We start from the raw sequence: 22,901 nt of genomic DNA, 5'->3' as shown, positions 1-22,901 counted from the left end.
CGTGAAGGCGGCCGTACTGTAGGCGCTGGTGTTGTTGCTAACGTATTGAACTAATCTATCAGTCTCAGTAATGAGCTGGTAAGTTAGTTATGAAAAAGCCGCTCTCTTTATTGAGGGTGGCTTTTTTTTGGGTGGTAGAAGGTTGTTTTAGAACTCTTAGAGAGATTTAAATTGAATGCCATATCTGCTATGTCTCCTATTGTAATATAGTGCTTGGCTTGTTATATTAATGCTGCTTCTTACGAAGCATTTTTTACGAAAAGAGCGTTTGTTGACTAGAAAAATTAGCTAAAATATACAATTTTAACGCTAAAGGCTTGCATTCTATGCTCAATATTGTATAATGCTGTCCTTTACACCCATAGGCGATTGGCTCAATTGGTAGAGCATCGGTCTCCAAAACCGAGGGTTGTAGGTTCGAGTCCTACATCGCCTGCCATCTTCTTATCACATCTTTGTTACACCTCACCATCTCCGAAGCGAGTTCTTTATGAGCAATAATCAAGATAACCTCGAGAACAAGTTATCTGATGCCAAGGCGGGTGCTGGTGGAATGCTGTCTAAAGGTCAGCACATCTCAGCAGGCAATCAAACGACGGCTGTTGAAGTGGCTAAAACTGGCTCAATGAAAGATGTGATTCTGTGGCTACTTGCCGCAGCAGTTTTAATTGGGGCGACGTTAGTTAATCAATATTTACCTGGCTATTGGCAGCCTGCCAATGATGTCTGGGTACGTATTGGTATTATCGTTGCCCTTATTGTATTTGCTTTAGTCTGTTTAGCATTAACGCATCAGGGTCGCGCTTTTAAAATATTGTTAAAAGATGCTGCCGTTGAATTACGCCGCGTGACATGGCCAGGCAAAGACGAGACTTTTCAGTATACTTGGCAAGTTCTTGTGATGATTGCCATTGTTGGATTTCTAGTTTGGTTATTAGATAATTTCTTCAACTGGTTCGTTGGCCTCTTTATTGGTTAATAGCACGTATTAGTGCATATTAACCCAAAATTTACTTATAATGATCAGGAGCGTGACATGCGTTGGTATATTGTCCAAGCGTTTTCAGGATATGAAAAGCAAGTACAGCGTTCATTAACTGATCGTATTAATCGTAGTGACTTCGCTGAATCATTCGGTGACGTATTGGTTCCTACTGAAGAAGTCGTCGAAATGAAAGACGGCAAAAAGCGTAAAAGCGAGCGTAAATTCTTTCCAGGTTATGTATTGATTCAGATGGAAATGAATGACAATACTTGGCACATCGTCAAAGATTGTCCACGTATTATGGGTTTCATCGGTGGTACACCTGAAACACCAGCGCCAATCACCCAAGTAGAAGCAGATCGTATTTTAAACCGTTTGAATCAGACTGAAACTGACCCACGTCCTAAGACTCTATTTGAGCCGGGCGAAGAGTTGTTGGTTATCGATGGTCCATTTACTGACTTTAAAGGGTTGGTTGAAAAAGTGGATTATGAAAAGTCTAAACTACATTTAACGGTAAACGTATTTAATCGACCGACTCAGGTCGAGCTTGAGTTTAGTAAAGTTGAGAAGCTAGACTAAACCCGTAAAAATTCATCAACCGGGGAGCTGTTAGTCAATAAGGTTTATACCACGTTGATTTGGCGCTATTACCCATTTAGGAGAGTATCATGGCTAAGAAGATTGATGGTTACATCAAACTGCAAGTGCCTGCAGGCAAAGCAAATCCTTCACCACCGATTGGTCCAGCATTGGGTCAAAAAGGCGTGAACATCATGGCATTCTGTAAAGAATTTAACGCTGCAACCTCAAACCAAGAGCCGGGTCTACCGATTCCTACTGAGATCACTGTATATAGCGATAAGTCTTTTACCTTTATCATGAAGTCACCACCAGCTGCGTACTTACTACGTAAGGCTGCTGGTATCGCTAAAGGTTCTGGTACGCCAAACACCGCTAAAGTCGGTAAAGTTGACCGTGCACAATTAGAAGATATCGTTAAGACTAAAGATGCAGATTTGACTGCTGCTGATCTTGATGCTGCTGTTCGTACCATCGCTGGTACTGCACGTTCAATGGGTATTACCGTGGAGGGTGTGTAAATGAGTAAACTTACTAAGCGTCAAAAGTTAATCGCTGAGCGTGTAGAAAACGAAAAGTTATACACGATTGAAGAAGCGGTTCAAATCTTAAACGATTTGCCAGCACTAAAATTCAAAGAGTCTATCGACATTGCAGTAAACTTGGGCGTTGACCCACGTAAATCTGATCAAGTCGTTCGTGGCGCTACCAACCTACCTGCTGGTACTGGTAAAACCAAACGCGTTGCTGTATTTGCTCAAGGTGCTGCTGCTGAAGCCGCCAAAGAAGCTGGTGCTGACATCGTTGGTTTCGAAGACCTAGCAGAACAAATCAAAGCTGGCAACATGGACTTTGATATCGTTATTGCTGCTCCTGATGCAATGCGTGTTGTTGGTCAGTTAGGTACTATCCTAGGTCCACGTGGCCTAATGCCTAACCCAAAAGTTGGTACAGTAACGCCAAACGTTGCTGAAGCTGTGAAAAATGCTAAAGCTGGTCAAGCACAGTATCGTGTAGACAAAGCGGGTATCATTCATACTACTATTGGTCAAGTTGGTTTCACTGCTGAGCAAGTTATTCAAAATGCTGAAGCATTAATCACAGATCTAAAACGTGCTAAGCCTGCTACGTCTAAAGGTACTTTCATTAAGAAAATTACCTTGTCTAGCACTATGGGTCCAGGTATCACTATTGATGCTGTTCCTTATCGCACTGCTAAATAATTAATTATTCACTCTTCAAATATTTTGAATAATGAGTACAAACCAATTCTAAAAAATTAGGTCAGCGTAGCATATGCTACGCTGTCTAAGACCGTAGGTAGAGAGTGGTTTAGTGTCATAGATAGCAATTTTTGAATGGTTAAATATGATAACAAGCTGCTTTTTTTAATCGACCACAGATGAAAATCTTAGTTGTCCTACGCAGACGGTGATCCACCCAGTTGTTGATAAGAGCCGATAGTTCAATCTATCACTTGATGTCATTCTGATAACGGTGCCGTAATCAGTCGTTACGAGTAGGTTTTATTTTTATAGAATTTATGAATAACGTGTCGTATCAAGTCAGTCTAATTTAGTTGTTTAATAATTGAAAATTTCGATTTTTAAGAATTAAAATACTGAGCAGACTGATAAGATTAAAGGAGTCAACTTATGGCATTAACGCTAGAGCAAAAACAACAAGTTGTGGCTGAAGTGTCTGAAGTTGCTGCTAATGCTTACTCAGCAGTAGCTGCCGAATATCACGGTATTGGTGTTGCAAAGCTTACTAAGCTGCGCGAACAAGCCCGTGAGAAAGGCGTGATTTTGAAAGTGGTAAAAAATACCCTAGCAAAACGCGCTTTTGAAGGCACTAAGTTTGAGAGCATGTCAGACCGTATGACTGGTCCACTACTTTTGGCTTTCTCTATGGAAGATTTGGGATCTGCTGCTCGAGTCGTTTTCGACTTCAGCAAAGATAACAAAGCTTTAGAGACCAAATTAGTATCAGTCGGTGGTGTTGTTTATGGTCCAGAAGAGCTAGAGCGCGTATCGAAGCTACCAACTCGCGACGAAGCAATCTCTATCTTGATGGCTACTATGAATGCACCAGTGACCAAGCTTGTCCAGACTATGAACGCTGTTCCTGGCAAGTTCGTTCGCACTGTAGCGGCAATCAAAGACGCAAAAGAAGCTGCTTAATTGCTTGTTTTAACGTAACTTTGACATCGCTGATTGTACTTTATTGCCAACACTATTTGAACATTTGGCAAACAATCAAAGCGATATTAAAATCAATTAAATTTTATCAGATAACGGAGAGTTCTCATGGCACTATCTAAAGATGATGTGTTAAACGCAATCGCTGAAATGTCAGTAATGGATATCGTTGAGTTAATCAGCGACATGGAAGAAAAATTCGGCGTAACAGCTGCTGTTGCTGCTGCACCTGCTGCTGCTGGCCCTGCTGCTGCTGCTGCTGAAGAAAAAGACGAGTTTGACGTAGTTCTTGCCAGCTTTGGCGAGAAGAAAGTTGGCGTTATTAAAGCCGTACGTGAAGCTACTGGTCTTGGCTTGAAAGAAGCGAAAGATTTGGTTGAAAGCGCTCCAGCTCCAATCAAAGAAGGCGTTAACAAAGCTGAAGCTGAAGAGTTGAAAAAGAAACTTGAAGAAGCTGGTGCAACTGTTGAACTAAAATAAGCTGAGCTTATCTTAGTGTTGTACAAAAAAAGCTGGTAATGCCTTGCATTGCCAGCTTTTTTTTATTATAATTCGTAGCTTGACCTTTTGTGTCTGCCAACATACGTATGCAACAACACGGTGGATACCCATCAAAAGGACAGACGATAGCTATGCAAATAAACACAGTGCAAGCACACATACCAGTTTTTGAAATCAGTTAATATCAGCTAAACGTCCATAGATGTTTGGCATTTTTTTGTGTCTGCATGCTTTCCCATTAACACTATAGTTTATACTGATTCTAAAAGTTATAGTTACCCCAATTATTATTAATTCTGAAAAGCTGTTAATCTTAGGTTATCCATTTAGCATGGTTTTACTGTCAGTAGGTAGGCTCGTAGACGGTATATATCAGCGACGACATTGGTTTTGATGGTAAGTAGATTAGGATAACCCTAATAGAAGTTGTTTCTTCTCAAGAGTATTGGTAAGTATTAACCTATAAATCAATTTATTATAGATTGACTTATATTGAAACTGTCGGTCTAAACCATCATATAGAGTGGCTTAGATACCGATGATAAGACTAGATTGATTTGTAAGATTAAATGCAGTTATAACATTAAATGCAGTTGCAACATTAAATGCAGTTGTAACATTAAATGATAGTGTCATAGTGGCGCACTGATGAAGCACATACCAATGTATCACCTGTACGAATGGATAAACAGTCACTAGCTGAGTATTAACACCCGTTTTATATTATCGTTTACGTCGCCAAGTTTGCATAATATTAATATCAAATAGTATTGATGCATGCTGGCCACGCTTTCAATTTGTTTCCACGTTTACTGTAAGGACTCTCGATGGCATATTCTTATACTGAAAAAAAGCGTATTCGCAAAAGTTTTGCTGAATTGCCCACTGTGATGGACATTCCCTATTTACTGTCTATTCAAGTAGATTCCTACGAGCAATTTTTGCAAGAGCATAAAAAGCCAAAAGCTCGTGAGAATAGTGGCCTGCAAGCTGCGTATTCCTCTATTTTCCCAATTGAGAGTCACTCTGGTAATGCTGAGTTACAATTCGTTGAATATTATTTGGGCGATCCTGAGTTTGATGAGCGTGAGTGTATCTTACGTGGCTCAACGTTTGCAGCACCAATGCGTGTCAAAATCCGCTTAATTATCAAAGATAAAGACAGCAAAGACAAAGACAGTAAAGCGGCAATCAAAGATATCCGTGAGCAAAGTGTTTATATGGGTGAAATCCCATTGATGACCCAAAACGGTACCTTTATTATCAATGGTACTGAGCGTGTTATCGTATCGCAATTACATCGCTCACCTGGCGTGTTTTTTGATCATGATAAAGGCAAGTCACATTCAAGTGGTAAAGTGCTTTATAACGCACGTATCATCCCTTACCGTGGTTCATGGCTTGATTTTGAGTTTGATGCAAAAGACTTAGTCTTTGCTCGTATTGACCGTCGTCGTAAATTACTGGCATCTATTATCCTTCGTGCCCTAGGCTTGAGCACTGCTGAAATCTTAGATCTTTTCTTTGATAAAGTAGCGGTTTATAAAGGTGAAGAGCAGTTTGAGATTGATCTGGTTGCAGATCGTCTGCGCGGCGAGATGGCTCAGTTCGATATCGTATCACCTGAAGGTGACGTCATCGTAGAGCAGGGCAAACGTATCAATGCCCGTCGTATCCGTCAGCTTGAAGAAGCAGGTATGACCAAAATCTCTATCCCTGATGAATACTTATATGAGCGTATTTTGGCCGAAGATATCGTCGTTAACGATGAAGTCATCGCTAAAGCCAATACATTAATTGACCATGAATTATTGGTTAAATTAAGCGCATTTGAAGCCAGTGACTCTATCAAAGAGTTCAGCATTCTGTTCACCAACGATATCGATCAAGGCAGTTATATTGCCGATACGTTACGTGCTGACAGTACTTCAAGCCGTGAAGAAGCATTGATTGAAATCTATAAAGTCATGCGTCCAGGTGAGCCACCAACGGTCGAAACTGCTGAAAAACTATTTGATAGCATGTTCTTTAACGCTGATCGTTATGACCTATCAAATGTTGGTCGTATGAAATTTAACCGTCGTCTAGGGTTAGAATTTGATAACACAGATGATCCAGATATCCAGCGCGAACGTAGCGTATTGACCAATGCCGATATCGTTAACGTGCTAAAAGAGCTGATCGAAATTCGTAACGGTCGCGGCGAAGTCGACGATATTGACCATCTAGGTAACCGCCGTATTCGTTCTGTTGGTGAAATGGCAGAAAACCAATTCCGTGTTGGTCTAGTGCGTGTTGAGCGTGCGGTTAAAGAGCGTTTAAGCTCAGCGGAATCTGATAACTTGTCACCACAAGATTTGATTAACTCAAAGCCTGTTGCGGCTGCGGTTAAAGAGTTCTTTGGTTCAAGCCAGTTGTCACAGTTTATGGATCAGAACAACCCGTTGTCTGAAGTTACCCATAAGCGCCGTGTATCAGCATTAGGACCCGGTGGTCTGACTCGTGAACGTGCAGGCTTTGAAGTACGTGACGTACATGATACCCATTATGGTCGTGTATGCCCAATTGAGACTCCTGAAGGTCCAAACATTGGTCTTATCAACTCATTGGCAACATTTGCTAAAACCAACAGCTTTGGCTTCTTAGAAACGCCTTATCGCCGTGTGGTTGATGGTAAAGTCACAGATGTTATTGAATATCTATCCGCCATTGAAGAAGTAGGTACGGTCATTGCACAGGCTGATTCACCAGTAACCGCAGAAGGCGCGTTATCTGATGAAATGGTCAGTGTGCGTAGCTATGGTGAATTCGTTCGCATGCCGCCAGAAAAAGTGACGCATATGGATGTGTCACCAAGTCAGGTCGTATCGGTCGCAGCAGGTTTGATTCCGTTCCTAGAGCATGATGATGCTAACCGTGCCTTGATGGGTTCGAACATGCAGCGTCAGGCTGTTCCTACGCTACGTGCTGATAAGCCGTTAGTAGGTACGGGTATGGAGCGTCACGTTGCTCGTGACTCTGGTGTTTGTGTCATCGCTAAGCGTGGTGGTGTGATCGAAGACGTTGATGCCTCACGTGTTGTGGTTCGTGTAAATGAAGATGAGATGATTGCTGGTGAAGCCGGTATTGATATCTATAACCTCGTTAAATATACGCGTTCTAACCAAAACACTTGTATCAACCAACGTATTATCGTGAACCAAGGCGACGCTATTGCTGTAGGTGATATCTTGGCTGATGGTCCGTCAACGGATCTTGGCGAGTTGGCATTGGGTCAGAACATCCGCATCGCATTTATGCCGTGGAATGGTTACAACTTCGAAGATTCAATCTTGTTATCTGAAAAAGTGGTTAAAGAAGATCGTTTCACCACTATTCATATTCAAGAATTGACCTGTGTGGCGCGTGATACCAAGCTAGGTACTGAAGAGATTACTGCTGATATTCCAAACGTTGGTGAAGCGGCGCTATCAAGCCTTGATGAAGCGGGTATCGTTTATATCGGTGCTGAAGTTGATGCTGGTGATATCTTAGTCGGTAAAGTGACGCCAAAAGGTGAAACACAACTGACGCCAGAAGAGAAACTCCTCCGGGCTATCTTTGGTGAAAAAGCCGCTGATGTTAAAGACACGTCTTTGCGTGTTCCAACATCAAGCAAAGGTACGGTTATTGACGTTCAAGTCTTTACCCGTGATGGCGTCGAAAAAGATGCGCGTGCAAGAGCGATTGAAAAATCACAGCTTGATAGTTACCGTAAAGATTTAAAAGAAGAGCTACGTATCTTTGAAGAAGCCGCTCGTGGTCGTATTGGTAATTTGCTTGATGGTCAAAAAGTCAGTGGTGGTTCAGGTCTAAAGGCCGGTACAGTGATGGCATTGGCTGATATGAAAGATATGAGCCTTGAGACTTTGCTTGATATTCAGCCAGTTGAAGAAGAAATCTCTGAGCGTCTGACGCAAATCGCTGATTACTTAGTTGATAAGCAAAAAGACATCGATGTGAAGTTTGCTGAGAAAAAACGCAAATTGACTGCCGGTGATGATTTACAGCATGGCGTACAAAAAATCGTTAAAGTATATCTAGCGGTTAAGCGTCGTATTCAGCCTGGTGATAAGATGGCTGGTCGTCATGGTAACAAAGGTGTGGTATCGCGCATTATGCCGGTTGAAGACATGCCTTATGACGAAAATGGTAATACCGTTGACATCGTACTGAACCCACTAGGTGTTCCGTCTCGTATGAACATCGGTCAGGTGCTAGAGACGCATTTGGGTATGGCAGCAAAAGGTTTGGGCGAGAAAATCGATGGTATGCTTAAAGCACAAGCCGCGATCAAAGACTTACGTGATTTCTTAGACCAAATCTATAACAAAGTAGGCGGTGAACAAGTTGATCTAGATAGCTTGAGTGATGACGACATCATGGCACTATCAGACAACTTGCGTGGCGGTGTACCGATGGGCACGGCAGTATTTGATGGTGCGCATGAGCATCAAGTCAAAGACTTGTTAGAGCTTGCTGGTCTAGCCAGAAACGGTCAGCAGACGTTGTATGATGGTCGTACGGGTCAGAAGTTTGATCGTCAAGTAACCGTCGGCTACATGTATATGCTCAAGCTTAACCATTTGGTTGATGACAAAATGCATGCACGTTCAACCGGTTCTTACTCACTAGTCACGCAGCAGCCACTTGGTGGTAAAGCGCAGTTTGGTGGTCAGCGCTTCGGTGAGATGGAAGTATGGGCACTAGAAGCTTACGGCGCGACTTACACGCTGCAAGAGATGTTGACAGTGAAATCGGATGATGTTGAAGGCCGTACCCGTATGTATAAAAACATCGTCGATGGTGAGCAATATATGGATCCAGGTATGCCTGAATCGTTTAACGTCTTGACCAAAGAAATCAAATCATTGGGTATTAACATTGAGTTAAAACAAACCCATTAAGAATGGCTGGCTGACTGAATTAAGATTATTACAGTCAGTTATTAACCTTAGTGGTTAGCTAAAAGCAGTATGCTAAATTGCTGCTGCTTTTAGCCATTTATCTCAACCCTATTCATTGCCTTCATTCATCTTATCCGCGTTAATAGTACGCTGTCAGATGATTATAAAGATAACGGAGAAGCAACTTGAAAGATTTACTCGATATCATGCAAAGCCCTACCGGCAACGGTAATCAAGAGTTTGATAGCATTCAAATTACTTTGGCCTCACCTGACGTGATCAAGTCATGGTCGCATGGTGAAGTGAAAAAGCCTGAAACCATTAACTATCGTACGTTTAAGCCTGAGCGTGATGGTCTTTTTTGTGCCAAAATTTTTGGCCCAGTAAAAGATTTTGAATGTCTATGTGGTAAGTACAAACGCCGTAAATTCCAAGGCGTTATCTGTGAAAAATGTGGCGTTGAAGTCACTACCGCCAAAGTCCGTCGCGATCGCATGGGTCATATTGACCTAGCCAGTCCTGTGGCGCACATTTGGTTCTTAAAATCACTACCAAGCCGCATCGGTCTCTTGCTAGACATGACGCTACGTGATATTGAGCGCGTTCTATATTTTGAAAGCTATATCGTCACTGAGCCGGGTTTAACTTCTTTAGAGAAGTACCAATTGCTTGACGATGAAGATTACTACCGAGCGCTTGAAGAGTTTGGCGACGAATTCACTGCCAAGATGGGTGCAGAAGCGGTACAAGACCTATTAAAAGATATCGACTTAGATTTAGAAATCGATGAGCTGCGTGAAGCGATTCCGCAAACGGGTTCTGAAACTAAGCTTAAAAAGATGTCTAAGCGTCTTAAACTATTAGAAGCATTCCGTGATTCTAATAACAAACCTGAATGGATGGTTATGACCATCTTGCCAGTATTACCACCAGATCTACGCCCTCTAGTACCACTAGAAGGTGGTCGTTTTGCGACTTCAGATCTAAATGATTTGTATCGCCGTGTGATCAACCGTAACAACCGTCTCAAGCGTCTGCTTGAGCTGAGCGCCCCTGATATCATCGTACGTAACGAAAAACGTATGTTGCAAGAGTCAGTCGATGCGTTATTAGATAACGGTCGTCGCGGTCGTGCGATTACTGGTAGTAATAAGCGTCCATTAAAATCTTTGGCAGATATGATCAAAGGTAAGCAAGGTCGTTTCCGTCAAAACTTACTTGGTAAGCGTGTCGATTATTCTGGTCGTTCGGTTATCGTTGTAGGTCCAACACTACGCCTACATCAGTGTGGTCTACCGAAGAAAATGGCGCTTGAGTTATTCAAGCCATTTACTTATAACAAACTATTATCTCATGGTTTGGCGACTACAATTAAAGCTGCCAAAAAGATGGTTGAGCGTGAAGAGCCGCAAGTGTGGGACATGCTGGCCATGGTTATCCGTGAGCATCCAGTACTTCTTAACCGTGCACCAACGCTTCACCGTTTGGGTCTACAAGCGTTCGAGCCAGTACTAATCGAAGGTAAAGCAATTCAATTGCATCCGCTCGTATGTACTGCATTCAACGCCGATTTTGATGGTGACCAAATGGCCGTTCACGTGCCATTGACGCTAGAAGCTCAGCTTGAGTCACGTGCTTTGATGATGTCGACCAACAACATCTTGTCACCTGCGAACGGTGATCCAATCATCGTACCGTCACAAGATGTGGTATTGGGTTTGTATTACATTAGCCGCTCATCAGTGAATGCTAAAGGCGAAGGCATGATCTTTGCCACCGTCAATGAAGCATTGCGCGCGATTGGCTCAAACGATTTGCATGTAAACGCGAAAATTAAAGTTCGTGTGACTGAAACGCATTTCGATGAAGAAGGTAACGAGACCAAAGAAATCAGTATCAAAGATACGGTTGCTGGTCGTTTACTTATCTGGAACATCATGCCTAAAGGTATGACGTTTGATGAATGTAACCAAGAGATGACGAAGAAAAACATCTCACGCTTGATCAACTCTTGCTATCGTAAAGTAGGCGTTAAAGACAGTGTTATGTTTGCTGACCAATTGATGTATCTAGGTTTTGCACAAGCAACGCTGTCTGGTGTGTCTATCGGTTTGGATGACATGGTTATTCCACCGAGCAAAAAGCAAATTATTGAAGTTGCTGAAGGCGAAGTGCGCGAGATTGAAGATCAGTTTGAGCAAGGTTTTGTGACGGCTGGTGAGCGTTATAATAAAGTGGTCGACATCTGGTCACGTACCAATGACAAAGTCGCGAAGGCGATGATGGATAACTTGGCGACTGATAAAGTCATCAACGCGCAAGGTGAAGAAGAAGAGCAGAAGTCATTTAACTCTATCTTTATCATGTCAGATTCTGGTGCTCGTGGTAGTGCGGCACAGATTCGTCAGTTGGCTGGTATGCGTGGCCTGATGGCTAAGCCGGATGGTTCAATCATTGAGACACCGATTAAAGCCAACTTCCGCGAAGGTTTGACGGTACTACAGTACTTTATCTCTACGCATGGTGCACGTAAAGGTCTAGCAGATACGGCATTGAAAACGGCTAACTCGGGTTATTTGACTCGTCGTTTGGTTGATGTTGCACAAGATTTGGTTATCACCAGTGATGACTGTGGTACCGAGCAAGGCTTGCTCATGAAACCACATATTCAAGGTGGCGAAATCATTGAGAAATTGGGTGAGCTAGTACTTGGTCGTGTGACCGCGCGTGATGTCACTTACAATGATGACGCTGATAAGATATTGATTCCAGCGGGTACGTTGATCGATGAGCATTGGGTCAATGTGCTTGATGAAAACGCGATCGATGATATCTGGGTACGTTCAGTTATTACTTGTAATGTTGAGCATGGCGTTTGTTCACAGTGCTATGGTCGTGACCTTGCTCGTGGTCATAAAGTGAATATCGGTGAATCAGTCGGGGTTATGGCCGCTCAGTCTATCGGTGAGCCGGGTACTCAGTTAACCATGCGTACGTTCCACGTGGGCGGGGCAGCAAGCTCAGCCTCTGTAGACAACAGCATCTCTGTACGTAATGCTGGTCAAGCGCATTTCGAAAACATGAAAACGGTTCAACATACCGATGGTCACCTAGTCATCGTATCGCGTTCTGCTGAAATCGCGTTGACCGATGAGCTTGGTCGTGAGCGTGAACGCTATAAAGTTCCTTACGGTTCAAGCGTACTTGTGAAAGATGAAGATCAGGTCGAAGGTGGTCAGACCATCGCTAAATGGGATCCGCACACGCATCCTATCATCACAGAATTTGCTGGTACAGCACGTTTCAGTGATATCACTGATGGTCTAACAGCGACTGTGAAGGTTGATGACGCGACTGGTATGAGCTCGTTTGAGATTCTTGCTACTCGTGACCGTTCAAGCTCAGCAAAAGACTTACGTCCTGCTATTATCTTGAACACAGACGAAGGCAAAGAAGTGGTTTACTTCTTACCAGCTGAAACCATCATTCGTGTGAGCGATGGTGAAAAAGTTGCCGCAGGTTCGATCCTAGGCCGTGTACCACAAGCGTCTTCAGGTACCAAAGATATTACTGGTGGTCTACCACGTGTTGCTGATTTGTTTGAAGCACGTCGCCCGAAAGATCATGCCATCATGGCAGAAATGTCAGGTGTGGTGAGCTTTGGTAAAGAGACTAAAGGTAAAAACCGCTTCATTATCACCAATGAAGATGGTGAAGTACATGAAGAGCTGATCCCGAAATGGCGTCAAATTAACGTCTTTGAAAACGAGACAGTTGCTCGTGGTGAAGTGATCGCTGATGGTCCACAAAACCCACACGATATCTTGCGCCTAAAAGGTCAAACGGCACTTGCTGATTATATCGTTAACGAAGTACAGGACGTTTATCGTCTGCAGGGTGTAAAAATCAACGATAAGCACATCGAAGTTATTATTCGTCAGATGCTGCGCAAAGTTGAAATTACCGATGGCGGCGATTCAAGTCACTTCAAAGGCGATCAGGTCGAGTACGCTGATATCAAAGCGTTGAATGCCAAACTAGAAGCGGAAGATAAATTCCCAGTACAGTTCGAGCGTCAATTACTAGGTATCACCAAAGCCAGCTTGGCAACGGAAAGCTTTATCTCAGCAGCGTCGTTCCAGGAAACGACTCGTGTGCTAACTGCTGCTGCCGTTACTGGTAAAGTCGATGAACTACGTGGTCTGAAAGAAAACGTCGTCGTTGGTCGCTTGATTCCAGCTGGTACTGGTCTTGCTTATCATAAAGCCCGTAAAGAGAAAGCGGATCAAAAGCTACAAGACAAAGATCTCAATGCAGCGTTTGATATGACTGCTAGCACTGATAGTAAAGACTTTGCTAGCTTTGATGAAGCCTTTGCACAAGAGCTGAACCAAGATAACTAATAGTATTAGACATCTTTGATTCATTGTTAACTTAATAAAAAAGCCAGCCTACGTTGCTGGCTTTTTTACGTTTGCAAATTAGTAAGGTAGTGAGAAAAATTGGTCTAAGAGCTATATCTGGTAAGCGGATAAGTCTTAATATAGCGCCGCTATTTTTTAGCTGATATACTTTCTAGCAAGATTGCTCCAGTTAGTAGTACACTCAAAAAATCATATCATGAGTTATGGATGTGCTAACTGGTCATATTTATTATTAATATAAGGATAATTAAAGCATGGCAGGTAAAACGCGCGTTGCTAAATATCAAGCAGATCGAACCAACCAAAAGCTGTATTTTTGTCGTTTATCTTGCCAAGCGGCTGGAAGTACCAACGATAAGCAGTTATATCAAGCACACTGTGAAACTGCTATTTTTCATTTGTATGGCAGTTTTCTAGCTTTTATCCAAGAGCTTGGTCATTTTTATAGCTTAAACATGACGGCACCCACTTTGTCAGATATCGAGCAAGCACTGAGCGAACGTACTCAAGTGTCACCTGAAATTCAACGCTTGCAGCAGTTACAAGAACAAGGCTTTCTTGCCAATGTAGAGCGCGCTTATCAACGTTGCCTGTATGCGGTACTGCCAGATAATTCGGCGGCTGAAAATGCTAATATGGTTGAGATAGAGCCAAAAGATCTTATCGTTAACGTTGTCACTTTATCGAATCAATGGTTGCCAGATGAGGCGACCATACGTGAGTGGCGGCAGCAGCTTTTAGAGCTGATTGAGCAGTTGCGTGCGGGCATGGTTGAGTTTTAGTAGGGTAGGACTTAACTGATTCTATAAGCAGATCTTTAAGATTATAGTTTCAAAATAAAAAAAGGCTGGTTCAGTGATTACTGAACCAGCCTTTTAATGCTAAATAGCCGTTACCCTCGTAAAGTATTTACTCTGGCATGGGTGGCATACGTTCGACAGGGGTGACCATTAAAGGGTTTTGTGGCACGCTATCGGCGTTATTATTGCTTGGCTGTGACACGGGCGAACGCTCAGGTTCTGATGGCTTACGTTGCTGTGCTTTGGTCTTGACGGGTTTGGCTGACGTGCTAGTATCGGCATCAACATCTTCGCTGTCAACAATGCCATCATCTGTCATTTCTAGGATTTGTTGCATCTGTTTCTTAGATTTGGCACGGTTGTTAACAGACACCCATTGATTAGGCACATCTTTAAGCTGCGCTCTCATAAAGTCCATCCATACAGGCAGCGCCGCCACGCCACCATACTCACGGCGACCCATGGTTGATGGTTGATCAAAACCCATCCATACGACAGTAGTATTAGTAGGATGAAACCCTGCAAACCATGCGTCTTTCGCATCGTTGGTTGTACCAGTTTTACCACCAATATCATCACGTCCCAACGCTTTTGCTCGTACAGCTGTACCACGCTGCACGACATCACGCAAGATATCAGCCATATCGTAAGCCACTCTTGGCTTCAAAATACGCGGTGCTTGCATGGCAGTAATGTACTGCACGACAGGTGCTTTCAAACGATCTGAGGCTGGACTCCCATCATAAATATTTAAATCAAGCGCCTCGTTATCTTTTGCCGTATTGTCGCTATTTTCTGCATTGAGGTCAGCAGCTGATTTATTCTCTGCTGCTTTGTCTTTAGCGTTGACTTTTTCCTCTTTTTTAGCAGCAAGCGCTGCATTCTCTTTTTCTATTTTTGCCTCATAATCTACGATAAGCTTTTTATTGAGATTTTCAAGTTGTTCGTTAAAGCATACAGCACAAGCTTGCTGCGGATTGGCTTGGAATAACAATTTGTTGTCGTAGTTGTAGATCTGTTCTATAAAGTAAGGTTGAACACGGTGACCACCATTGGCGAACGTAGAGTAAGCCGTTGCCATTTGTAATGGCGTTGCTTGCCCTGCGCCTAATGCCAACGATAAAGTCGTTGGTAGCTTTTCTTTATCAAGACCGAATTCGTCCAATAGATTGCGGGCATCAGAGATACCAATAGCCTGTAATAAGCGAATAGAGACTAAGTTACGTGATAAATACAAGCCACGACGTAAAGTGATATCACCTAAGAAACGTTGATCGGAATTTTTCGGTTTCCAGTCACCTACTTGAATCGGGCGATCCGAGACAATACTATCTGGGCGATAGCCTTTTTCTAATGCAGTGGTGTAGACCAGCGGCTTAATCGTTGAGCCTGGCTGACGCCACCCTTGCAAGGCACGGTTGAACTTACTGTGGTTAAAGTCAAAACCACCAACCAATGCATTAACCGCTCCAGTTTCTGGATTCAAGGAGACCAGACTTCCTTGTATTTTAGGAATTTGTCCCAACTGCCAATTACCATTCGCGGTCGGTATCAAACGAATGATATCGTTTTTATTAACAATTTGGCGAGCATTGTCAGGAAAGTAACCGATACGATTAGCAGAAATATACTTGCGTGCCCAGCTCATCCCAGACCAACCAACAGTCACATTCTCACCAGAGGGCATTGTCGCCTCAAAACTGCGAGCATTCACTTTGGTGACTTTGGCAGGAGTCATATTACTATAACGACGGAAATTTTCTAGCGGTTCATCATTTGCTTCAGCCCCGCGCCAACCATGACGATGTTCGTAAGCCACCAAACCTGTCAGTATCGCCGCTTCCGCATCTGTTTGTGCTTTGCTATCAACCGTAAGGCGTACCCGCCATCCACTATGCATCACTTGCTCACCATAGCGATCAACTAAGGTAGAGCGTGTCATTTCTGCCAAATAAGGCATATTAACGTCTAGCTTTTCTTGATATAAATTGATGGCTACCGGAGAGTTTACCGCTTCGTCGTGTTGCGCTTTATTGATATAGCCCAGCTCAAGCATACGGCCAATGATCCAGTTACGGCGAGTAAGGGCGCGGCTAGGGTTGGCAACAGGGTTATATTTAGAAGGGGCTTTTGGCAGACCTGCTAACATTGCCATCTCAGCAATATTCAGGTTTTCTAACGATTTACTATAATATTTTTTGGCAGCGGCACGAATGCCATAAGCCCCTTCACCGAGGTAAATTTTATTAACATAGAGAGTCAAGATATCATTTTTACTGAGTTCGTCTTCAATCTTACGAGCCAAAAACAATTCCGTCAATTTACGATTTAAGGTACGTTCTGGACTTAAAAAGTAATTTTTGGCAACCTGCATGGTGATGGTAGAGCCACCAGTTTGGCTGTCATCGTCAGTCACCACTTCAGTCACCGCGCGACCAAGACCTTTAATACTAATACCACTATGCTGGAAAAAGGCCGCGTCTTCTGCCGCTAAAAAAGCATGCGTGAGATCTTCAGGAATGTCATCAAAAGTAACAGGTAGGGAGAGACGATTACCATACTGACCGATTAATTTGTCATCTCGGCTATAGATCTGTAATGGCATCTCTAAATTGGCAGTTTTGATTTCTTGGGTACTAGGCAAGGTGGGTGATAGATACATCGCCATCCCATAGAAACCAATAGGCACAGCAAGCGCTAAGATAACGGCGAGCGCCAGACAGGCAATGAAAAGCCCCACCAAAAAGCGAATGAGACGAACGGTAGCATTTTTTTTAGCCATAATGAGACTTATCAATTAAAATTTGCAACAAATAAGGCATTATACCTTGAACAAAATAGGGAGGTCATAATAAATGTGTAAGTTGACCTTAATAACTTATTTAAATGCTTGAATCTATCTGGTAAGTAAAGTATTGTACTAAAATATTACAAATCACTATCAGATTGTACACTTAATATAAGGTATAGAGTTTGTGAGGCTATTTACTTCCAAGAGTCGACATTTGATTGGCATAGATATCTGTGCTACTTCGGTCAAATTGGTTGACATACAGCGCCAACAAGGGATGTTTCATCTAAAATCCTATGGTATTGAAAGACTACCGGAAGGCGTAGTCGTTGACAAACTTCTTGTAGATACTGAGGCAGTGGGTAATATTATAGCTGGCTTGGCGCGACGCTGTCAGGTAGCGGGCAGCGATGCCGCCGCCGCCGTCTCAGGCTCAGCAGTGATCACCAAAATCATTGATATGGATATGGTGCTAAGCGATATTGAGCGCGAAGCGCAAATCCGTCTGGATGCTGATCAATATGTGCCTTATCCCTTAGAAGATGTCAATCTGGATTTTGAAGTATTGGGCCCTTCTTTAGTAAATGACGAGATGGTACAAGTGTTGCTTGCTGCCTCACGCTCGGAAAATGTCGACCAAAGAGTTGATGCTTTAACCTTTGGTGGCTTGCAAACCAAGGTCATGGATATTGAAACACATGCTATTGAGCGTGCGTTCGGTTTGATGGCAGACAACTTGCCAAATATGCCAGAGATTGTCGCCTTGGTCGATATCGGACACAACCAAACCACATTATATATCGCCAAAAATGGCGAGTTTATATATAGCCGTGAACAGTTATTTGGTGGCTCTCAGCTCACAGAGGCGATACAAAATCGCTATGGACTATCAGCTGAAGAAGCAAATATTAGTAAACGTGCAGGTACTTTGCCTGATGATTACTATCCAGATGTATTGACCCCCTTTATAGAAAATACTATCCAACAAGTCACGCGCTCTCTACAGTTTTATTTTTCCTCGAGCCAATACAGTAGTATCGATCATATCGTACTGGCAGGTGGTAGTAGTTCTATTGCAGGTCTGGCCGGTATGGCGCAACAAAAACTGGGTGTGACTGTTAGTATTGCCAATCCTTTCACCAACATGACCATTGCGCCGCACATTGATAATGAGCAGCTGGTCATTGATGCCCCGAGTTTAATGGCCGCGTGCGGTCTTGCGTTAAGGAGCTTCGACTAATGGCTCGTATTAACCTACTGCCCTGGCGGCAAGAAGAACGCGCGCGTCGCAATAAAGAATTTCTTACTTTAGTAGTGGCGGTCACTTTATTTGCCTTACTAGCAGCGTTCGCTTCATGGAGCTATTTTAATAATGAGCTTGATGAACAACGCAATGCGAATGTACTGATTGAGCAAGAGAACGCTCGCTTAGACAAAGCATTGATCGAAATTGATAGCCTAGAGCAACGCCGTGAAGATATTATCTCTCGCATGCAGGTGATTCAAGATTTGCAAGGTCGACGACCTGTGCCTGTACGTCTATGGGATGATTTGGCCAAAGCCATTCCGCCTGCGCTTTATCTAAATAACTTAAAGCGCGAAGGCGATATCCTTACTTTGACGGGTCTTGCGGACAATCCAAATATCGTATCAAGTTTGATTCGTAACCTTGATAGTAGCAAATGGATGGGCAACTCAGCGGTCAGCAATATTCAGCAAAATATTAGCGCGTATACACCAGCGCCTGCGCTTAATGAGCCGGTAACAACTGATGGACAGCCACGTCCCGTTTATCCTGAGGACAGTTACGTACAGTTTGTCGTAACGACCAAGGTGCAATCAGAGACTGCTGTAGCCGTTGATGCTGATGGTAGTACTGGGCTGGGAGGTGAGTTATGAAGCTGAGCCGTAAAAAAAGCCTAATCAAGACTAAAAAGAGCGCTGTCAATCCTAAAAAACAGTTTGACTTGAATGAGTTTCGCCGCAGTTTTGAGTCTTTGGATTCTGAAAACTATGGCAGCTGGCCAGTTCCGGTAAAGATAACGGTCATTGGATTTATCATTGCACTGATAGCGGCGCTATCGTGGGCGCTACCGATTAGCAGCAAGATTGATGAGATTACTGCGGCAGAAAGTCAGCAGCAAACCTTACTTGATAGTTACCGTGAAAAAGAATCACGTGCACGTCACTTAAAAACTTATCAAGCACAGGTTGTCCAGATGGAGACGGAATTCAACACCTTACTTGACCAACTGCCAAAAGACACCCGCGTGTCAGAGCTGGTAGAGGGTATTAACATGACAGGTGTTGGCAGTAATATACGTTTCCAAGATATTTCTGTAGAGCCTGAGATTGAAAATGAATTCTTTATCGAGCAGCCTATTCGCATTGCAGCGTTAGGGGAATATCATCAGTTTGGTAGCTTTATCAGTGGTCTTGCTGCCTTACCACGCATCATTACGATGCACGATTTTGAAGTCAGTAATCCACAGCCTACTTTAGATGTGTTGCCGGAGCTGAATTTGGTATTACAAACCAAAACGTATCGCTCAAAAGAAGCGGCGCCTGAAGGTGAAGAGGCTGTTGCTAATGATGCCGCTACGACCGATGCTGCAGGAGGCAACTAATGAATATCAAAAAACTGCCCATGCTACTGATTTTAAGCACCGCTGCTTTATCAATCACAGGTTGTAGTGATCGTATTGGTATGGCAGAAAAGGCGATGACCGATATTCGCAATCAGCCTGCTCAGCCTATCGAGCCACCGCCAAAAGCTGAGCTGGTAGAAGATTTTGTCTATAGTGCCAGTACGCAGCGTAGCCCGTTTTTGCCGCCAAGCTTAGTCAATGTACAAGGTCCTAGCACCTCTATCGATGGCGTACGCCCTGATATCACCAGAGTAAAAGAACCGCTTGAGCAATATGAGCTCTCACAGCTGACTTTTCGTGGCGTCGTAATTTCGCCAGAAGGTCAGCAGTATGCACTTGTACAGCGTCCTGATGGTTCGGTTGCTAGTGTGAGAGTAGGTGATTATCTTGGATTAAATGACGGCCGTATTGTTGAAATCACGCCGACCCAAATTAATTTGATTGAAATTGTGCCAGACAGTCGCGCCGGGTTTATTGAAAAACCCCAGTCGCTGGTCTCCCCTATAAGTTAAGTCGGCAGATTTTTTGAGGAATAAATAATGACAGTACGCAATAACAAGGTAATGATGATGAGCAACCGCGTCTCTTCTGCTTTTGCCATTTCTGCATTGGCAATCAGCATGGTAGCAGTTAGTAGCAGCGCCCATGCCGCCCAGCGCATTAATAATGTCTCTGTGGTACAGACTGCACCAGCAGTGACACAAATGCGTTTAGGCTTTGTAGGTTTGCCAGTATTACCTGCCGCTTACCAGCTTGATGATCCTAGCCGTCTAGTGCTGGATTTTGAACAGGTGCAAAACGGACTTGCCAGTCGCTTTAACGAATACAATATTGGTATGGTAAATGATGTCACGACGCTAAGCAGTGACAGTACCACGCGTCTGATCGTTGGGCTTAAACAAGCGGGCAACTATACGACAGCGATTGATGGCAATGATCTGCTGTTGACCCTTACCGATCCCAGTCGCCCAGTCATCACCAATGACCCGATTCAAGACGTACTCAATGACAATAATGGCATTACCACGACGGCAGTGGTCACACCGATTGTAGAAACCAGTAGCGTGCCTGTCACTTCAGTGAGAACAGTCGCAACTAGCACGACCGTGGTGAATAACCAAGTGCCGACGGATACAATGGTCGTACGCGTAAATCCTCTACTAAATCCGCAACTTGCTGCCTCTCAAGTCAGTAAGCAGTATAGCTATGATGGCTTAACGGCGGTGAATTTTTCAGCAGGGAGTAACGGCGGTGGCAACGTTAGCGTTGCGCTTGCCAACGAAGCGATTCCGGTTGATGTACAGCGCCAAGGCAATAAATTGGTCGTACGACTAACTGGCAGCACGGTACCGAGAAACTTATTGCGTCGCTTGAATATTAATAGTGGTCTCGTTAGTAGTATTGATACCAAAAACCAAGGTCAAAATGGGGTTATCACCATTAATATGACTGAAGATTATGAGTATCAAGCGTATCAGTCGGGTAACCAGCTAAATGTCAGTATCAGTAAACCTGAGCTGCTACGAGAGCCAACACTGGAAGAGAGAGTGTACAGTGGCGAAGCGCTATCTATGGAATTCCAAGATGTTGAAATCCGTAGCGTCTTAGATATCTTAGCGCAGTTTACCGATATGAATATCGTCGCTAGTGATTCGGTGGCGGGTAACATCACCTTGCGCCTGATCAATGTGCCTTGGGATCAAGCGCTTGATATTATTCTAAAAAGTAAAAATCTGGGCAAACGCGAGAATGGCAATGTGATTTTAGTCGCGCCATCTACAGAACTTGCTGAACAAGAAGCGCGTGAGCTTGAAGCGCAGCAAGCGGTTGAATCTTATGCGCCACTGCGTACCGAATACATTCGCTTAAGCTATGCAAAAGCGCAAGATGTATTGACGCTTATTTCGCAAGGTAGTGGTTCATCTGGTGGCAGCAACACTGGCAATTCAAATACTAATGACAACAATACTTTATTGTCTAATCGTGGAACGGTTACGGTTGATGAGCGTACCAATACTCTGATTATCAAAGATGTCGCGGATAGTATCGAAAATATCCACAATCTAATCAGCAAAATTGATATTCCGGTTCGTCAAGTGATGATTGAAGCGCGTATCGTTAGTGCGACTGATAGCTTTAGTAAAGAGATTGGCGTTCGTTGGGGTATCCTATCGAATGGCGCAGCGAATAACCGTAGCCTATTGGTCGGCGGTAGTAATCAGACTTTGGCAGATCTTAAGGATTTTGATATTGAAACGACGACTGTCAATGGTCAAACGGTTTCTTATCCTTCTTATGATATCAGCCGTCCCGATAACTTAAACGTTGATTTAGGCGTTGCCAATCCAGCGGGTAGTATCGCTTTTGGCTTGTTAAGTATGTCTGATGTGATGCTGGATCTTGAATTGTCAGCACTGCAAGCCGACAATCGCGGTGAAGTTATTTCAACGCCGAAGATTTTGACAGCGGACAAACAAACAGCCAAAGTATCATCGGGTACGCAGATTCCTTATCAAGAAGCGTCTGCCAGTGGAGCAACCACGACCAGCTTTAAAGAAGCGGCACTCAGCTTAGAAGCGACGCCAAACATTACACCAGATGGTAAAATTGGCTTGCAACTGGTCATTACCAATGGCACGCCAACAATTATCAATAATCAGGTAGCAATTGCCGAAGATTCAATCTCGACCAATGTCATCGTTGAAGATGGTCAAACCATCGTACTAGGCGGGGTCTTTAAAAACCGTACCACTAATGAGGTATCTAAAGTGCCTTTCTTAGGGGACTTGCCTTACGTCGGTCGTGCATTCCGTCGTGATGTCCGTAGTAACTCCAAAGAAGAGCTACTGATATTTGTTACGCCAAAACTGATCAACGATGGTGTGAGCCGTTTAAATTAATAATCGTGTTATCGGCTATGAATCAAAAAAAGCAAGCCCTAGTGCTTGCTTTTTTTATGGGTAAGTTTTTGTGCGTGCGTGGATTTTACTCATAATAATCACTGCTCATTACTAGCCAGAATA

At 43.5% G+C, this 22,901-nt stretch carries 15 protein-coding genes and 1 tRNA gene; 15 read left to right on the top strand and 1 reads right to left on the bottom strand.

The window, feature by feature from the left end; all coding sequences use genetic code 11:
* The first annotated feature begins 363 nt into the window (after positions 1 to 363).
* From IOD06_RS05110 to IOD06_RS05065, 10 genes are all read left to right on the top strand, one after another.
* A tRNA-Trp gene (locus tag IOD06_RS05110) sits at positions 364 to 439 on the top strand.
* A gap of 51 nt (positions 440 to 490) precedes the next feature.
* Positions 491 to 979 (top strand): preprotein translocase subunit SecE, encoded by a 489-nt coding sequence (secE, locus tag IOD06_RS05105; protein ID WP_194619557.1) that lies wholly within the window; start codon positions 491 to 493, stop codon positions 977 to 979.
* A gap of 57 nt (positions 980 to 1,036) precedes the next feature.
* Entirely contained in the window at positions 1,037 to 1,567 is a 531-nt protein-coding gene (gene nusG / locus IOD06_RS05100; RefSeq protein ID WP_010201718.1) for a transcription termination/antitermination protein NusG, read from the top strand.
* 89 nt (positions 1,568 to 1,656) lie between these two features.
* A complete protein-coding gene (gene rplK, locus IOD06_RS05095; protein ID WP_010201717.1) occupies positions 1,657 to 2,088 on the top strand; it encodes a 50S ribosomal protein L11 in 432 nt (143 codons plus the stop codon).
* On the top strand, positions 2,089 to 2,790 hold the full coding sequence (rplA, locus tag IOD06_RS05090) for a 50S ribosomal protein L1 (RefSeq protein ID WP_010201716.1): 702 nt from the start codon (positions 2,089 to 2,091) through the stop codon (positions 2,788 to 2,790).
* Positions 2,791 to 3,222: 432 nt separating this feature from the next.
* Positions 3,223 to 3,750, top strand: coding sequence for a 50S ribosomal protein L10 (rplJ, locus tag IOD06_RS05085; RefSeq protein ID WP_010201715.1), 528 nt, complete (start codon positions 3,223 to 3,225; stop codon positions 3,748 to 3,750).
* 126 nt (positions 3,751 to 3,876) lie between these two features.
* Positions 3,877 to 4,248: a 50S ribosomal protein L7/L12 gene (gene rplL, locus IOD06_RS05080; RefSeq protein WP_010201714.1), complete on the top strand. Its 372-nt coding sequence runs from the start codon at positions 3,877 to 3,879 to the stop codon at positions 4,246 to 4,248.
* A gap of 848 nt (positions 4,249 to 5,096) precedes the next feature.
* Positions 5,097 to 9,215, top strand: coding sequence for a DNA-directed RNA polymerase subunit beta (rpoB, locus tag IOD06_RS05075; protein WP_189585786.1), 4,119 nt, complete (start codon positions 5,097 to 5,099; stop codon positions 9,213 to 9,215).
* Between the two features lie 185 nt (positions 9,216 to 9,400).
* Entirely contained in the window at positions 9,401 to 13,618 is a 4,218-nt protein-coding gene (rpoC, locus tag IOD06_RS05070) for a DNA-directed RNA polymerase subunit beta' (RefSeq protein WP_010201712.1), read from the top strand.
* 275 nt (positions 13,619 to 13,893) lie between these two features.
* The gene (locus tag IOD06_RS05065; RefSeq protein ID WP_189585783.1) at positions 13,894 to 14,421 is read left to right on the top strand and encodes a DUF6586 family protein; all 528 of its coding nucleotides are present in this window, start codon (positions 13,894 to 13,896) and stop codon (positions 14,419 to 14,421) included.
* Positions 14,422 to 14,548: 127 nt separating this feature from the next.
* On the opposite strand, the gene IOD06_RS05060 is transcribed toward IOD06_RS05065, so the two are convergent.
* Positions 14,549 to 17,221, bottom strand: coding sequence for a penicillin-binding protein 1A (locus tag IOD06_RS05060; protein WP_194619555.1), 2,673 nt, complete (start codon positions 17,219 to 17,221; stop codon positions 14,549 to 14,551).
* 193 nt (positions 17,222 to 17,414) lie between these two features.
* On the opposite strand from IOD06_RS05060, the gene pilM reads away from it, so the two are divergent.
* The 5 genes from pilM to pilQ are packed head-to-tail and all read left to right on the top strand — an operon-like array spanning position 17,415 to position 22,778.
* Entirely contained in the window at positions 17,415 to 18,470 is a 1,056-nt protein-coding gene (gene pilM, locus IOD06_RS05055) for a type IV pilus assembly protein PilM (RefSeq protein WP_194619553.1), read from the top strand.
* Positions 18,470 to 19,129 (top strand): PilN domain-containing protein, encoded by a 660-nt coding sequence (locus IOD06_RS05050; protein WP_010201708.1) that lies wholly within the window; start codon positions 18,470 to 18,472, stop codon positions 19,127 to 19,129. Before pilM ends, IOD06_RS05050 begins: the two co-directional genes overlap by 1 nt.
* A complete protein-coding gene (locus IOD06_RS05045; protein ID WP_194619551.1) occupies positions 19,126 to 19,857 on the top strand; it encodes a type 4a pilus biogenesis protein PilO in 732 nt (243 codons plus the stop codon). The genes IOD06_RS05050 and IOD06_RS05045 overlap by 4 nt, the downstream gene beginning before the upstream one ends.
* Positions 19,857 to 20,390 carry a pilus assembly protein PilP gene (locus IOD06_RS05040; RefSeq protein ID WP_194619549.1) on the top strand — a complete coding sequence of 178 codons (534 nt, stop codon included), beginning with the start codon at positions 19,857 to 19,859 and terminating at the stop codon, positions 20,388 to 20,390. The genes IOD06_RS05045 and IOD06_RS05040 overlap by 1 nt, the downstream gene beginning before the upstream one ends.
* 27 nt (positions 20,391 to 20,417) lie before the next feature.
* Positions 20,418 to 22,778, top strand: coding sequence for a type IV pilus secretin PilQ (pilQ, locus tag IOD06_RS05035; protein WP_194619547.1), 2,361 nt, complete (start codon positions 20,418 to 20,420; stop codon positions 22,776 to 22,778).
* Positions 22,779 to 22,901: the final 123 nt, after the last annotated feature.

It is taken from the genome of Psychrobacter sp. N25K4-3-2, from assembly GCF_015351755.1.
Classification (GTDB): domain Bacteria; phylum Pseudomonadota; class Gammaproteobacteria; order Pseudomonadales; family Moraxellaceae; genus Psychrobacter; species Psychrobacter glaciei.
The sequence above is the reverse complement of the archived record's forward strand: the minus strand, read 5'-3'. Positions and strand labels throughout refer to the sequence as shown.

What these genes read in the sequence shown, in the direction of transcription:
- rpoB (WP_189585786.1), top strand. Translation starts at nt 5,097, where the DNA reads ATGGCATATTCTTATACTGAAAAAAAGCGTATTCGCAAAAGTTTTGCT.
- rplA (WP_010201716.1), top strand. Translation starts at nt 2,089, where the DNA reads ATGAGTAAACTTACTAAGCGTCAAAAGTTAATCGCTGAGCGTGTAGAA.
- pilQ (WP_194619547.1), top strand. Translation starts at nt 20,418, where the DNA reads ATGACAGTACGCAATAACAAGGTAATGATGATGAGCAACCGCGTCTCT.
- nusG (WP_010201718.1), top strand. Translation starts at nt 1,037, where the DNA reads ATGCGTTGGTATATTGTCCAAGCGTTTTCAGGATATGAAAAGCAAGTA.
- rplL (WP_010201714.1), top strand. Translation starts at nt 3,877, where the DNA reads ATGGCACTATCTAAAGATGATGTGTTAAACGCAATCGCTGAAATGTCA.
- rplJ (WP_010201715.1), top strand. Translation starts at nt 3,223, where the DNA reads ATGGCATTAACGCTAGAGCAAAAACAACAAGTTGTGGCTGAAGTGTCT.
- IOD06_RS05045 (WP_194619551.1), top strand. Translation starts at nt 19,126, where the DNA reads ATGAAGCTGAGCCGTAAAAAAAGCCTAATCAAGACTAAAAAGAGCGCT.
- IOD06_RS05040 (WP_194619549.1), top strand. Translation starts at nt 19,857, where the DNA reads ATGAATATCAAAAAACTGCCCATGCTACTGATTTTAAGCACCGCTGCT.
- secE (WP_194619557.1), top strand. Translation starts at nt 491, where the DNA reads ATGAGCAATAATCAAGATAACCTCGAGAACAAGTTATCTGATGCCAAG.
- IOD06_RS05065 (WP_189585783.1), top strand. Translation starts at nt 13,894, where the DNA reads ATGGCAGGTAAAACGCGCGTTGCTAAATATCAAGCAGATCGAACCAAC.
- IOD06_RS05060 (WP_194619555.1), bottom strand. Translation starts at nt 17,221, where the DNA reads ATGGCTAAAAAAAATGCTACCGTTCGTCTCATTCGCTTTTTGGTGGGG.
- rplK (WP_010201717.1), top strand. Translation starts at nt 1,657, where the DNA reads ATGGCTAAGAAGATTGATGGTTACATCAAACTGCAAGTGCCTGCAGGC.
- IOD06_RS05050 (WP_010201708.1), top strand. Translation starts at nt 18,470, where the DNA reads ATGGCTCGTATTAACCTACTGCCCTGGCGGCAAGAAGAACGCGCGCGT.